The 14,604-nt window shown below is 36.8% G+C and carries 11 protein-coding genes and 1 other RNA gene; 5 read left to right on the top strand and 7 right to left on the bottom strand.

Features of this window, described 5'->3' with window-relative positions:
- Nucleotides 1-10: 10 nt before the first annotated feature.
- Nucleotides 11-1,276 (bottom strand): NAD(P)/FAD-dependent oxidoreductase, encoded by a 1,266-nt coding sequence (locus tag ABXT51_RS07920; RefSeq protein ID WP_416695144.1) that lies wholly within the window; start codon nucleotides 1,274-1,276, stop codon nucleotides 11-13.
- 188 nt (nucleotides 1,277-1,464) lie between these two features.
- Here ABXT51_RS07920 and ABXT51_RS07915 point away from each other — a divergent pair, with 188 nt between their 5' ends.
- Nucleotides 1,465-2,058 (top strand): CIA30 family protein, encoded by a 594-nt coding sequence (locus tag ABXT51_RS07915; RefSeq protein WP_416695141.1) that lies wholly within the window; start codon nucleotides 1,465-1,467, stop codon nucleotides 2,056-2,058.
- 44 nt (nucleotides 2,059-2,102) lie between these two features.
- Here the strand turns inward: ABXT51_RS07915 and ABXT51_RS07910 are convergent, their stop codons facing one another.
- Nucleotides 2,103-3,224: a hypothetical protein gene (locus ABXT51_RS07910; protein WP_416695138.1), complete on the bottom strand. Its 1,122-nt coding sequence runs from the start codon at nucleotides 3,222-3,224 to the stop codon at nucleotides 2,103-2,105.
- Nucleotides 3,225-3,480: 256 nt separating this feature from the next.
- Between ABXT51_RS07910 and ABXT51_RS07905 the strand changes: the two genes are divergently transcribed.
- From ABXT51_RS07905 to ABXT51_RS07895, 3 genes are read left to right on the top strand one after another with little or no spacing between them, the layout of a single operon-like run.
- Entirely contained in the window at nucleotides 3,481-4,467 is a 987-nt protein-coding gene (locus ABXT51_RS07905) for a phosphotransferase (protein ID WP_416695135.1), read from the top strand.
- A gap of 3 nt (nucleotides 4,468-4,470) precedes the next feature.
- The gene (locus tag ABXT51_RS07900; protein WP_416695132.1) at nucleotides 4,471-5,742 is read left to right on the top strand and encodes an aminotransferase class III-fold pyridoxal phosphate-dependent enzyme; all 1,272 of its coding nucleotides are present in this window, start codon (nucleotides 4,471-4,473) and stop codon (nucleotides 5,740-5,742) included.
- A gap of 8 nt (nucleotides 5,743-5,750) precedes the next feature.
- The gene (locus ABXT51_RS07895; RefSeq protein WP_416695130.1) at nucleotides 5,751-6,338 is read left to right on the top strand and encodes a CIA30 family protein; all 588 of its coding nucleotides are present in this window, start codon (nucleotides 5,751-5,753) and stop codon (nucleotides 6,336-6,338) included.
- Nucleotides 6,339-6,410: 72 nt separating this feature from the next.
- Here ABXT51_RS07895 and ssrA read toward each other — a convergent pair.
- The 5 genes from ssrA to holA form a co-directional block, all read right to left on the bottom strand.
- Nucleotides 6,411-6,760, bottom strand: a transfer-messenger RNA (tmRNA) gene (gene ssrA / locus ABXT51_RS07890).
- A 200-nt stretch (nucleotides 6,761-6,960) separates the two neighbouring features.
- Nucleotides 6,961-8,982: a B12-binding domain-containing radical SAM protein gene (locus ABXT51_RS07885; RefSeq protein WP_416695127.1), complete on the bottom strand. Its 2,022-nt coding sequence runs from the start codon at nucleotides 8,980-8,982 to the stop codon at nucleotides 6,961-6,963.
- A gap of 51 nt (nucleotides 8,983-9,033) precedes the next feature.
- The gene (gene tyrS / locus ABXT51_RS07880) at nucleotides 9,034-10,218 is read right to left on the bottom strand and encodes a tyrosine--tRNA ligase (RefSeq protein ID WP_416695124.1); all 1,185 of its coding nucleotides are present in this window, start codon (nucleotides 10,216-10,218) and stop codon (nucleotides 9,034-9,036) included.
- A 12-nt stretch (nucleotides 10,219-10,230) separates the two neighbouring features.
- Nucleotides 10,231-11,490 carry a glutamate-5-semialdehyde dehydrogenase gene (locus ABXT51_RS07875; RefSeq protein ID WP_416695122.1) on the bottom strand — a complete coding sequence of 420 codons (1,260 nt, stop codon included), beginning with the start codon at nucleotides 11,488-11,490 and terminating at the stop codon, nucleotides 10,231-10,233.
- On the bottom strand, nucleotides 11,474-12,496 hold the full coding sequence (holA, locus tag ABXT51_RS07870; RefSeq protein ID WP_416695120.1) for a DNA polymerase III subunit delta: 1,023 nt from the start codon (nucleotides 12,494-12,496) through the stop codon (nucleotides 11,474-11,476). The genes ABXT51_RS07875 and holA overlap by 17 nt, the downstream gene beginning before the upstream one ends.
- A 176-nt stretch (nucleotides 12,497-12,672) precedes the next feature.
- Between holA and ftsH the strand changes: the two genes are divergently transcribed.
- Entirely contained in the window at nucleotides 12,673-14,601 is a 1,929-nt protein-coding gene (ftsH, locus tag ABXT51_RS07865; protein ID WP_416695118.1) for an ATP-dependent zinc metalloprotease FtsH, read from the top strand.
- Nucleotides 14,602-14,604 lie beyond the last annotated feature (3 nt).

Below are 14,604 nucleotides of genomic sequence, written 5' to 3'. Positions count from 1 at the left end.
TATTAAAGGGTCAGTTTTTACCCTGAGGTTGAGCCATATGATTCCCAGCGATCCATCCTGAAGTCCACGCACTTTGAAAGTTAAAGCCACCAGTTATGCCATCAATATCCATAACTTCTCCAGAAAAATAAAGACCAGGACAGATTTTACTTTCCATGGTTTTAAAGTTAATTTCTTTTAGGTTTATCCCGCCACACTCAACAAACTCTTCTTTAAAGCGGCTTTTTCCAAGAACATTGAGCTCACAGTTAAATAAATTATTCAGAATAAGATTAAATTCTTTCTTGCTGATTTCTGACCAGTTTTTTTCTTTTGAAATTCCACACTTAATCAGAAGTTGGAGCCAAAACCGTTTCGTTAGATCATTTGGATAAGCGTTACCTACTAAAGTCTTTCTATTATTATTCTTAATAGTCCTAAGGAGTTTTTCAGCATCATTATGATGGCCAATACCGAGCCAGTTGACAATTAGCTTTGCCTTGTAGTTGGTATGCATCATTTCTCGCGCAGCCCATGCTGAAAGTTTTAGTAGTGCAGGACCGCTTAGCCCCCAGTGAGTAATTAAAAGTGGACCACTTTGCTCAAAAGGTTTTGCGCCATCAATTTTAAGAGATAAAGAAGCTCGAGGAAAGGAGGTTCCTGATAAGTCTTTGAGAATCGCATCTTCAATTTTAAAAGTAAAAAGTGAAGGTGCAATTTCTGTAGTTGAATGACCAAGATTTTGAGCAAGTCGGTAACCACCTGGCATGCTGCCAGTTGCAATTAATACTGAATCAGCAATGAAATATTTGTCCTCATTGATGAATAAGGATATTTTGCCATTGTCTAGTTTTTTCAGACTTTTGACATTCATCTTATTCAATAATTTAATTCCATGTTTGTTGGCTTCTTGCATAAAGCAGTCAATAATAGTTTCAGAGTTATCTGTCACTGGAAACATACGGCCATCAGATTCGTATTTAAGTTCAACACCTCTTTTTTCAAACCAATCAACTGTATTCGATGCTTGAAAATTTTGGAAAGGCGAGAGTAGCTCTTTACGACCTCGTGGATAGTTTAAACAGAAATCGTTAACCTCAAATATATGGTGAGTTACATTGCAACGACCACCTCCAGAAATTCGAACTTTTTTTAGAAGTTTGGAGGAGCCTTCAAATACATTAATGTCAACATTAATTTTTTCTGCTTTCGCAACTTCTGCGCATCGAAGCGAAGCAAAAATTCCGCTTGCGCCACCACCAATGATTGCAATACTTTGTTTTTTGACTATCTTCATCAGTGTTACATTAAATCTTTAGAGGTTATATAAATTTATAGTTATATTTTAGACAACTTAAAAGATTACTACTGGATAACTCTCTAGTACATCAAAAGAAGTTTGAATTTTCCTAGTATCATAAATATTTATCAAAAAAAACTCCCAATCTTCACCTGCTCTTTATATTCATTATTTATAATTAAATTATGAAAAAACTACTACTTCTAATGTTGTTTACTTTTACAACACTAGCCTCTGCTAATGAGGAGGTCCTCAGCTTTCCATTCACTCCAGACAACGTAAACGACTGGAGATATTTTAGTGACCAAGTAATGGGGGGAGTCTCCGAGGGTCAGGTCTCACTTGAGCAAGATGCAGACAAGGTTTTTATAAGGCTCTCTGGGAATGTTCGCACTGATAACAATGGTGGCTTTATTCAATTACGTACCACAACATCACTGTCCAATAAGCCATTGATGTTCAAACTACTTCATAATTCAAATAAAGAAGGAAAAAAACTTAAAGGCATCCGTCTAGAAGTTAAAGGTAATGGAGAAAAATATCATATTTTTATTCAGACTACTATCTTTTATAGGCTTCCTACTAGCTATAAAATTGCTACATTTGATACAAGCCCAAACTGGGAAACAGTTGAAATACCTTTTAATAAATTTAAGAAGCTCAAAGATAATATAGACTCAAACATAAGAGCTAAAGATATAAAGACCTTTGGTATTGTGGCTTATGGCCGTGAATTCAAATCTGATTTATCAGTTTCATCAGTTGAGTTTTATTATTAATATATTCTAGCTAGGCCAAATGCAATAGTCCATTTACCGGCAGTTTATTTTTCCTTTAGTTTATTATCTCTGTCTAATTCTAGTTTTGTAATAGCTTTGTCAATTAAGTCAGATTCTGCTGAAAAAGGATTCTTTTCAGCATAACTCGTTGTTTCATTGTTATCGTTATATTGTTTTCTTAAAGGCTTTGGAGAGCTATATTCAATATACTTTTCAATACTAGTAAAGTGGTGTTTTGATGGAATAAGGTCAGCGTTTAAAAGCTCATTGGCAAGGTAATGAAGCGAGGATTCTGACATGCCATCTTCTCGCTCCCACATATATTCAAACTTACCTTTAATATATCCAATGTTTATTAACTCTTGATAAAGTTTAAGTGCAAAATCCTCTCCCCAAGGGCTGTCGCTAATGTTTCTAATCTTGAATACTCTTTCCATTAGATATCCATATTCATATGCCCATTTAAGAAATTTCTCCGAGCGTATAAAGTCTGAAAAGTTTGAAGGCTGACCTCTTGTTGCTAATCTTTCAAGCAAAACATATTCCTCCTTCTGTCTGAGACGCCATTCGATATGTCCAAAACCATTGTTGGCATATATTCTGGTGTTGATAGTAAGGTTGTTACCTTTGTAGTCTTGATATTTGATATCTTTTATTTCAAATAACCTCTCTCCAAAACTAAACTTCTCAAATCCTGTCTTACCAATAATAGATGGACTCAGTCCTAGAATGGCTAATAGACATTCATTAATTGTCGTGTCGGTCAGTTCTTCAATTCTGCGAATATCAAACCTCTCACTTTCTAGTTTGGCTATTCTGAACTTCCATCTCTCGTGGTACTGATGCCATTTCTTCCAGATATTTAGATATGATTTATCCAGTTCATAGGCCGCCCAATCATCAGAATTAGTTACAGCTTTTGGGTTACAAAAACATCTGTACTCTGCCACTTCTAGCCAACCATTCTTAATATAGATATCTCTCCACTTTGCATAAGAAAGATTGCCATCTTTAATCTCACCAAACGCCCTGTTCTTAAACATACCAAACCAATAATCCACAGTATGTTTAACTGTCTCTAGTTCGTTTTTTAGTTCTACTATTGTGCTATGAGCAATTGCCTTAGAAGTGATGAATCTCATCTCCTTGTTATATTTTTTAATCATTTCATCTCACTCCATTTTGCAATTAGTTCAGAGCCACAATAAGAGCAGAAACCTTTGACTCCTTTAGTTGATTCAATACGTTCATTATTTAAAAGTGCAAATCTCATATTAGAATTATATTACACAAAATAATCTTTAGAATATTGACTCTATTTTTATGCACTATAAAAAAATAAAGCCCATGGCTAGAGTTTGATACAATTGTCAGCTTTTATTCAGCTTTACTAGTTTTACTTTTTTTGGTAACTTAATACTTATGTCTGTTATATCCTCCCCCCCATCAAGATTTAGCCCGTCTGAAGCCCACCAAATAGCAAAAACTTTATACGGTTTTGAAGTCTCAGTTAAAGTCTTGGATAGTGAGCGAGATCAGAATTTTTATTTGAAACGTGAAGATGGCAAGGAATTTGTATTAAAGATTTCAAATCCGGTGGAGGATGTTGAGCTCATTAAGCTACAGGTCGCTAGTTTGAAGCATATCGCCAACTTTGATTCATCCATACAAGTACCAAGTACGATTCAGACTGTAGGCGGTAAATTTATTAGTCGGCATAATGGCTGTTTTATTCGCTTACAATCTTTTTTAGCAGGACACTTTATAAAGGACATTGAGAGTCCTGAGTCTTTCTTATTGGAAGAATTTGGGGCATTTATGGGTAAGTTAGACGTTGCTTTTAGAGAGTTTAGTTATCCGGATTTAAAGCGTAAATGGATATGGGATGTTAGAAATATTGAATTTTTGACAAGTCATTTAGACTATATTGAGAGTGAGTCTGATAAAGCTGTAGTGCGTCATTTTATTGCAAATTATCAGTTAAACATTGTGCCGAATGAAAAATATTTACGCACTCAGTATATTCATAATGATGGCAATGATCACAATGTACTCCTAAATGATAATGGCCACATATCTGGCGTTATTGATTTTGGTGATATGGCGCATACTTTTTTAGCAAGCGAATTAGCGGTTGCCATCACTTATCTTATTCTAGAAGAAACAGAGCCTGAGACGAAGATCAAGTCAGTTGTGCAGGGATTTCAATCAGTTTATCCATTAAGAGACGAAGAAATTGATTCACTCATTCATCTTGTTTGTGTACGCGCGTGTTTTACCGTGGTAACAGCGAGCTACCGAAAAAAACTATTTCCTGAAAACAAGTATATTTCTGTTACTGAGCCATATGCATGGACATTTCTGAAAAATTTTGCTGACAAAGAATTAAGTAATTTTAAAATATATTAAAAAATGAAATCCAAAAAAAATACATTGAAGTTGAGAAAAAAATACCTGGGTCCGTCACTCTCTCTGGCTTATTCAGAGCCACTAAAAATACTCAGAGGGAAGGGGCAATATTTGTATGATGAAAAAAGTAAGGAGTATTTGGATTGTGTTAATAATATTAGTCATGTTGGGCATTGCCATCCAGCAGTTATCCAGGCGGCTCACGAGCAGAATCAGCTATTAAATACTAACACTCGCTACCTGCATGATAATATTGTTGAGTTGGCTGAGAAGCTTTGCAGTAAATTACCCAAACCCTTGGACATTTGTTATTTTGTAAATTCGGGTAGTGAGGCGAACGAGCTGGCTTTGAGAATGGCCAGAGCATATACTGGCAGTGATAGCGCAATTGTCCTAGATAACGCCTATCATGGAAATACCGACTCTTTAATCAATATCAGTCCTTATAAATTTAATAGTAAGGGTGGGCAGGGAAAGCCAAAACATGTTGAAGTTGTTCCTATGCCAGACTTATTCAGAGGTGAATTTAATAACCCAAAAACGGCGGGAAAACAATATGCCCATGCGGTTCTGGAGGCAATTAATAAGCAGGGAGAGGGTTCAACCTTTATCGCTGAATCGATATTAGGTTGTGGTGGGCAAATTCCGTTACCAAATGATTTTTTAGCGGAGTCGTATAAATGGATAAGGGCATCCTCTGGAGTTTGTATCAGTGATGAGGTTCAGGTGGGTTTGGGCAGAGTGGGCTCTGCCTATTGGGGGTTTGAGACACAAGAAGTCATCCCGGACATCGTCACAATTGGCAAACCGCTGGGTAACGGGCACCCTATAGCAGCTGTTGTAACCTCGGCTGAAATAGCAAGCGTCTTTAATAATGGCATGGAGTATTTCAATTCTTTTGGTGGCAACCCAGTTTCTTGTGCAATTGGACTCTCTGTTCTCAATGTAATTGAACAGGAGGGGTTGCAGCAGAATGCCCTAAATGTAGGAAATTATTTGTTCTCAGAGTTGTCTTTATTAAAAGATAAATTTTCATTGATTGGTGATGTTCGAGGCGCTGGATTGTTTATTGGAATCGAATTGGTTGAAGACAGAAAAACGCTGAAGCCTGCAACAGAAAAGGCAAAGTTGATTACTGATAAAATGAAAGAACTTGGTATACTTCTCAGTACTGATGGGCCACATAATAATGTTATTAAAATTAAACCTCCTTTGGTTTTTACTCAGGACAATGCAAAGTTATTGGTGGATTCATTGTCAACGTTATTAGTCTAGGATTTGATATGTTTAAAAATTCGTTAAAGATTTCAAAAATAAGTTATTTTTTATCCTTAATAGCTATGATTACTATTAACTCAAAAGCGATTGCTGTTGAAGACCTTTCATATCCATTCAATGCCGATAGCGGAAGATACTGGCAATACATTAGTGATCAAGTGATGGGCGGTGTTTCTGTTGGTAAAGTTACTCTTGAGCAAGATGGAGAGATGTATTATGCAAGACTTACAGGTAATGTAAGTACAAGGAATTATGGCGGCGTTATTCAATTACGCACAGGAATTTCATTTGCAACTTCTGAAAAAGATGGCAAAAATCTTCAGGGCGTTCGTTTCAACGTAAGAGGCAATGGTGAAACTTATGATATCCATATAATAACTAATGATATGGCTTATTATGGAGACTTTTATTCTGCCACCTTTCAAGCTGATTCTGATTGGAAAATGATTGACTTGCCTTTTAATACATTCGAACGTAAGCGCTACAATGCCTCAAAGTTAGATGCTAAAAATATAAGAAGCTTAGCTATTGCAGCTTATGGCCGTAATTTCACATCTGATGTCTCAGTCTCAACAATAGAGTTTTACTATTAGCTCAATCATGCGATATTCAGACACATATTATCGCACTCTCAAAATGAGAATGCTTTCATAGTAGGATTTAGGTGGTGGAGATGGGGGGAATTGAACCCCCGTCCGAAAACTTTCAGTCAAGAAGTCTACATGCTTAGTAAAGGCCTATTGAGTTAACTTTTTACCACCCGACCAACAGGGATGTAGAAAGCGATTTTAGATTAGGTTTTAACCCTATTACCCTAAAATAATAATAGTGGCGAGTCTGTAAGCGACCGTTATCCCAAAAGTACAGACGACTCTCAAGTAACGGTTAGCATTATGCTGCTAAAGCGTAGTTGTTTTCGTTTGCAACTATTATTTAAAGAACGTTTTTACGAGCAATCTTTGTCCTCGACATGCATCCTTGAAATCCAACTCCTCGTCGAAGCCATGTCATCCCCAGATAGCTCTATTATACTCTTGATTACGGTAAATTAGCTAATTGTGACTCTAGCAAACTTTCTTTTGCCTGTTTGGCAGATAAAAGTTCCACAGTGTGCGTTAAATCTTTATCACTTATCTTTTAAGCTTCCATTTTTGCAGCACCTTATAACATTTTTTTGTTCTTAGGTTAATTGATAACTTTGATAAAAGTACAGATTTAAAAATTTCCCTTAGTATTACTTGCACTAAAGATACGCATAAAGACAAACCAGGCTCCAAATGCAAAAACTTTAAATTTTTCAACAGTATTAATTGCTGTGATATGTTCTAATATCTTTTTTGGGCGAAAATAAAACTTTCGAAATGCCTTACGTTGAAGTTCTAAAATTCTTTTTTGAGATAAAGTGTCTAAATGGTGAACTGGGGCGGTATAAACTCCATATTCTGAATACTCACGACTGTCTATTAGTCCTTTTGCATCGAGTTGATAGTAAACTTCAGATCCAGGGAATGGCTTTAAGATAAGAAATTTAGCAAATTTTAAATCAAGCTCAATCGCAAAATCAATAGTTTCTTGAACACTTACTTCATCATCACCGGGGAGTCCAATGATAAAAAATCCCCAAGTATCAAGACCAAGACCTTTAGCTAATTTAACGGACTTTCGAACTCTATCTTTAGAAATACCTTTTTTGATTATTTCAGCAACTCTCTCACTTCCAGTTTCAATACCAAAGCCAACATTACTTAGGCCTGCATCTCGTAATAATGTAAGAGTTTCTTCGTTAACCATATCTGCTCTTAGTCCATTTGCTACCTGCAAATAGAGTTTATATGGCTCATCAATTAACTTCTTAAAAAACTCCCGGCAAAATCTTTTATTGGCAGTTATTACGTCATCAAGAAAATGTATCTCCTTTAAACCATACTCATTTACTAGAAGCCTCACATCCTCTAATACTTTATCTGGAGATCTAAATCTTGTGCGTGTACCAAAAATATCTTTAGTTTGGCAGTATGTACACAAACCAGGGCATCCCCTTGAGACCATTAGTGGCATTGCTCGATCAGTTGTTGCATCAGCAGGTTTATATCTTTTTAGATTGCGAACTAAATGATATGCTGGAGATGGGTAGTCGTCAAGATCCGGAGTTAATTCTCGAGCTTGCGTAAAAATAACTTCACCATTAAGATCTTCATAGGCCAAGCCCTGAATATTAGAGTAATCAGTCACGTCAGGATTCATAATTGCGTCTACTAACTCTACCGCAGTGCATTCAGCCTCACCTATTACAACAAAATCAAGCAAAGGTTCTTTGGCACAATTTTGTGCATCATTTGTCGCATGAATTCCCCCTAACAGGGTCACTACGTCTGAGATATTATCTTTTGCAACTTTAGCCAACGCTAAAGAATCAGGGTATGTAGGAGTAGTTGAAGTTATCCCAAGTATATTATAACCACCATCAATGTACTCTTTAGTAACCCCATAGTTATCTATTTCGTCCGCATCTTGGTCAATTATAGTTACATGATGACCAGCTTTTTCTAGGATACTGGCAAGTGACATTACTCCAATTGCTGGGTATGCAGGCAATACAGCTAATCCATACACTGAGCCTTGGGATGGCACAACTAGCATAACTTTTCCCATTGTTCTCTTACGAGACAATATTGCATTAACCGTGAGGTCATCTAATAAATCTTTAGGAGCGCTTGGATTATTTTTTATATCATATTCAGTTTGAGTCCAAACATCAATTCCACCCCCATAAGATTTAGATTTAGACTTCTCTGAGTCATTAAATAACTCATTATTTAGTAATAAATTTTCATCCCCTACAAATTTTTTATCATTATTATCAATAAATGATAATAATGATTTTTGTGCATTTACTTTAAGAAGAAAATGAGCAGATGGATAGTTAATAAATTTATCTGAATTAAGACTAACTTCTTCAGTTATTATGGCGATATAGCTATTAGGAAAATTATATAGGCATCTTGTACTTATAACTGCTGGGTCATAGCCCTTACTAACCGACTCATGAAGAAGTATTAAATCTGGAGCATCACGTTCAACAGCAAGTTCAAAAATAGCATCTTCAACAGATGTTTGACTTTCTCCAGCAACTGTATATTTTGTCTTAAAGTCACTTACTGTTTGTTTTTCTAGAGCTGTGATAAATGATTCAAAAAAAACTTTATCTCTGTTTCTACTTATAACTGCAATTAACATATAACGCTTTTCCTAAATTAAGTATAAATTTCGTTAATTAATATCTCTATTTTATACAATTGTAACTTTAGCAAACTTTCTTTTACCTACTTGGTAGATTGATGTCCCAGCGACGGGTGTTAAATCCTTGTCACTTATCTTCTCACCATCCATTTTTGCAGCACCCTGTCTAATCATTCGAAATGCTTCGGATGTTGAGGATACTAGGTTAGAGTCTTTAAGTAGGTTTGCAATCTTAGTTCCTTGTGAAAAAGTGAACTCATCCATCTCATCTGGAATTTGATTCTTTGCAAATCGGTCGATAAAGTTTTGCTGTGCTTTTTTGGCTTGATCACTATCATGAAAGCGCGTAATAATTTCTTGAGCAAGGCGAAACTTAATATTTCTTGGATTTTCTCCATCCACAACTTCTTGTTTCCAGGATTCGATTGTTTCCAGTGATTCAAAGCTTAAAAGCTCGAGGTATTTCCACATAAGCTCATCTGAAATTGACATTAGTTTGCCAAACATGCTGTCTGCAGGTTCGTCAATACCAATATAGTTATCAAGTGATTTGCTCATCTTTTGAACGCCGTCAAGTCCCTCTAGTATTGGCATAGTAAGAATAACCTGAGGCTCCATATTTGCTTGCTTTTGAAGGTCTCTACCAACTAGTAGATTAAATTTTTGATCAGAGCCCCCAAGCTCAATGTCAGCCTGAAGTGCAACAGAATCAAATCCTTGAACTAGCGGATATAAAAACTCATGTATTGAAATTGGTTGACCTGATTTATAACGTTTGGAAAAGTCATCACGCTCAAGCATCCTAGCAACAGTATGTTTTGATGCAAGAGAAATCATTTCTGATGAACTCATCTTACCCATCCACTCAGAATTAAACGCTATCTTTGTTTTATCCTTGTCAAGAATCTTAAAAACTTGATCCTCATAACTTTTAGCATTTTCTAAAACTTCACTTTTAGTTAGCGCCTTCCGAGTGACATTTTTTCCAGTTGGATCTCCAATCATGCCTGTAAAGTCACCAATTAAGAAAATAATTTCATGACCAAGGTCTTGAAGTTGTTTCATCTTGTTAATGACAACTGTGTGTCCAAGATGAAGGTCTGGAGCTGTTGGGTCCATTCCAAGCTTAACTCTTAATGGTTTATTTTTTTCAAGTTTTTTCTTTAGCTCATCTAAGGGCAGAATTTCTTCAGTTCCTCGTTGAATAATCGCTAGCGTTTCTTTGATTGTCATTGCATATGCTCTCTATGGCCTTATTTGTCCGTCACCTATGACGATATATTTTTGTGATGTCAAACCCTCAAGTCCGACTGGACCTCTGACATGAAATTTACCAGTACTTATTCCAATTTCTGCGCCTAGTCCATATTCAAAACCATCAGCAAAACCAGTTGATGCATTAACCATGACAGATGATGAATCAACTTCAGAGAGGAATTTTTTTGAATTTGCATCATTATCAGTTACGATCGCATCGGTATGAGCTGAGCCATATTTGTTGATGTGAGAAATAGCCTCATCAACTGATTCAACAATTTTCATTGAGAGGATTGGGCCAAGATACTCCTCATACCAGTCATCTTCCGAGGCTTTTTTAATAACACTGGAGAGTTTTTGTGATTTTTCGCATCCACGTATTTCAACATTTTTTGCGTTATAGAGCTCTATGAGTTTTGATAGTGCTTTTGTATCGAATCTCTCATGCACAAGAAGTGTCTCAGTTGCATTGCAAACTCCATACCGACGAGTTTTGCCGTTGAATGCAATGTCAATTCCTTTTTGAGGGTCAGCATCAATATCTAGGTAGGTATGACAAACGCCATCAAGATGCTTAATAACTGGGACTCTAGCATTTCTACTGACATTTTTTATAAGTCCCTTACCGCCCCTTGGAATAATAGCATCAACATAGTCAATGGCTTTAACAAGCTCAGTAACCGCTTCACGATCAGTGATTTCGATGAGCTGGACAGAGTGTGGGTTGAGGCCAGCTTGCTTTAGTCCTTGTTTAGTGCAACTGTAAAAAGCCATGTTCGAGTTGATTGCCTCAGAGCCACCTCTTAGAATGACCGCATTTCCAGATTTAATACAAAGAGCGGCTGCATCAATAGTGACGTTAGGGCGTGACTCATAGATCATCCCTATAACACCAAGCGGCACCATCATCTTTCCAATTTTAATTCCACTAGGCCTAGTCTTTAAATCAGAAACCTCACCAATAGGATCGTTCAATAAGACGATTTGATTGAGACCTTCGACAACGCTTTCAAGCCTATCATCGTTAAGCATTAGCCTATCCAAAAGCGCCGAGTCAATATTATTTTTTTTGGCAATCTCTATATCTAAAGAATTTGCATTAAGAATAGTTTGCTTATTCTCTTGAATCGCAGCAGCAATATTAAGTAATGCGTTATTTTTTGTATCTGTGTTGGCGATGCGCAGAGTGTTGGAAGCAATTAGGGCTTTTTGACCTATATTAGATATTAATTCAGCTATTGAGCCCACTATTTTTCCCCGATAAAGTGATGACTACGGATTGTAGTTCATCGTAAACGTTAAGATTATCCATGCCTTTGACAGAGCGGTCAATACGCCCGAGTGCTAAAAGAAGTTTTTGTAGCTGCTGATAACTATGTTTTTTAAGGGCAATTGATATCAATGGTTTTCTTTTCTGCCAGACCCTATGATTATTAAGAATTGTATCGATTGTTTGATTGGTTTTAAGTTCGATTGACATTGTAACTAAGCTTTTTATTTCACGGTAGAGCGATGAAATTAAAATGACTGGTGGCGTTGAATCATCAACCAGCGAGCTGAAAATTTTATTTACTTTTTGCGTGTCACCTTTGAGTGCTGCATCAATCATTCCAAAAACTGTGTACTGAGATTGCTGATCAATTTGACTTAAATACTCATCTAGATTTATATTTCCATCTGGGTATGCAATTTGAAGCTTTTGTATCTCCTGCATAGTAGCAAGTAGATTTCCTTCAGTGCAGTAAGCTATCGCATTTGCAATTTCATTGCTTGAGCTAAGGCCAAGCTGGGACATATGCTTAACAATCCAGCCGACAAGTTGGTCGCTTTGAACCTCCCAATGCTGAATAATAACCCCTTTTTTATCGAGAGCTTTAAACCATTTACTTTTTTGTTGCGCCAGATCTAGTTTTCCAGAAGAGATGATTAGCATAATATCTTCTGGAAGGTTATCGGTAAGTTCAGAAAGTGCTTTAGAGCCTTTAACTCCAATCTTTCCTGTTGTAAGTCGACACTCGATGATCCGTTTGTCTGCAAAAAGCGAAGGGCTAGAAATCAAATTAAAGATAGTATCCCAAGCGAAATTACCATCAATATCAAATCTAAAGCGCTCATTAAATCCCCGCTCTTTAGCATTATTTTTTATAGTCGTTAGAGATTGTTCAACCAGAAGTATTTCAGCACCAAAAGCAAAATAAAGGGATGCAGGCTGGTTTGAGAGGTGATTTTGGAGTTGTTCGGGTTTAATGTTCATGCTTTTAAGAAAACAGGGTAAGAAATAATGTAACTAATTAAGTTTTAACCTACAGATTATCATTATGTCATAGTTATAAAATATATTGATTAAACCTTGAAAAATGCTATCAAAACCTATATATATATAATCAATAGGGTATATTTACATTTCTAATTCAGGTTAAAGTTAATAATATGTATAAAAATATTTTACTATGGTTGGTCCTAGGCAGTGTACTTGCCTCTCTTTTTGGTCAGTTTAATGTTGCGGATGAAACAAACGAGATAAGCTATTCTCAATTTATCCAAAATGTGAAGCAAGGTAACGTTTCTAGTGTCAAGATAGCTGGTAGCAATATTAGTGGTGTTACAGCAATTGGTGAAAAATTTGAAACATACAGTCCAGGGGACCTTGGGCTAATGGGAGACCTTCTAAATAATGGCGTTTCAGTTCAAGCTACGCCTCCTGCAAGAGAAAGTTTTATAAAGCAGCTACTCATTTCACTCGCACCAATACTATTATTAATTGGTGTCATTATGTACACAATGAAAGGCGCAGGTGGTGCAATGGGTGGAAAAAATAATCCTATGTCATTTGGAAAGTCTAAAGCGCGCCTAATTACAAAAGATGAATCGCACGTCACCTTTGAGGATGTTGCTGGCGTTGAAGAGGCTAAAGAAGAAGTGAGCGAACTTGTTGACTTTCTTTCTGATCCTGGAAAATTTACTAAGGTTGGCGGAAGAATTCCTAAGGGTGTTCTTATGGTTGGTCCTCCAGGAACGGGAAAAACACTATTAGCTAAAGCTGTTGCTGGTGAGGCAGATGTTCCTTTCTTTTTCATTTCTGGTTCTGACTTTGTGGAGATGTTCGTTGGTGTTGGAGCCTCTAGAGTCCGAGATATGTTTGAACAAGCTAAAAAAAATGCACCTTGTATTATCTTTATTGATGAGATTGATGCTGTAGGTCGTCAGCGTGGTGCGGGAATGGGCGGCGGACACGATGAACGTGAGCAAACGCTTAACCAAATGTTGGTTGAAATGGATGGTTTTGAGGGATCAGAAGGTATTATTGTTGTTGCGGCAACTAATAGGCCTGATGTTTTAGATCCAGCTTTATTAAGGCCCGGAAGGTTTGACAGAACAGTGACTGTTGGATTACCTGACATTAATGGTCGTGATGCTATTTTAAAAGTACACATGAGAAAATTACCAATTGCAAAAAATGTTAAATCAATTGATATTGCAAGAGGTACCCCTGGATTTTCGGGCGCTGATTTAGCTAACTTGACAAATGAAGCTGCACTAATTACTGCAGGCCTGAGTAAAGAATTAGTAGGAATGGGTGAGTTTGAAAAAGCGAAAGACAAGATTATGATGGGTTCAGAGCGCAAAGGAATGGTTATGGATGCTTCTGAAAAGGAAATGACAGCTTTTCATGAGGCTGGCCACGCGATTGTTGGAAGGCTAGTTCCTGAGCATGATCCAGTTTATAAAGTAAGTATTATTCCTAGAGGTAGAGCTTTAGGTGTAACTATGTTCCTTCCGGAAAAGGATAGTTATAGTATTTCAAAAAGAAAGCTTAATTGCCAAGTTGCATCATTGTTTGGTGGGCGTATTGCAGAAGAGATAGTTTTTGGAGAAGATGCTGTAACTACAGGTGCTAGTAACGATATTGAGCGTGCGACTGAAATTGCTCATAAAATGGTAAAGTTATGGGGCATGTCAAGCGTCATGGGACCAATGTCTTATGGAGAAGAGGAGGGTGAAGTATTTTTGGGGCGCCAAGTCACAAAACATAAGCATATTTCAGATGAAACTTTTACTAAGGTAGATAGTGAGATACGAAAAATAATAGATAGTAATTACTCTTTGGCCTACAAAATTCTTGAAGATAACAGAGATATACTGGATGCAATGGCTGCAGCCCTTGTTGAATTTGAGACAATTGATAGGAATCAGATTGATGACTTAATGGCGAGAATTCCAATGCGAGAGCCCGCTGAAGTAGTAGATTCAGAGGAGGCCTCATCAGAGCTTGGAACTGGAAGTGGAGAAACTGAGAGCGCAAAACCATCTTCAGATAAGAAGCCAGAAGCCGACGGAAGTACTGAGCAGTTTGCATAATTG

Source organism: Candidatus Pseudothioglobus sp. Uisw_050_01 (assembly GCF_048085775.1).
In the GTDB taxonomy this organism is placed as follows: domain Bacteria; phylum Pseudomonadota; class Gammaproteobacteria; order PS1; family Pseudothioglobaceae; genus Pseudothioglobus.
The sequence above is the reverse complement of the archived record's forward strand: the minus strand, read 5'-3'. Positions and strand labels throughout refer to the sequence as shown.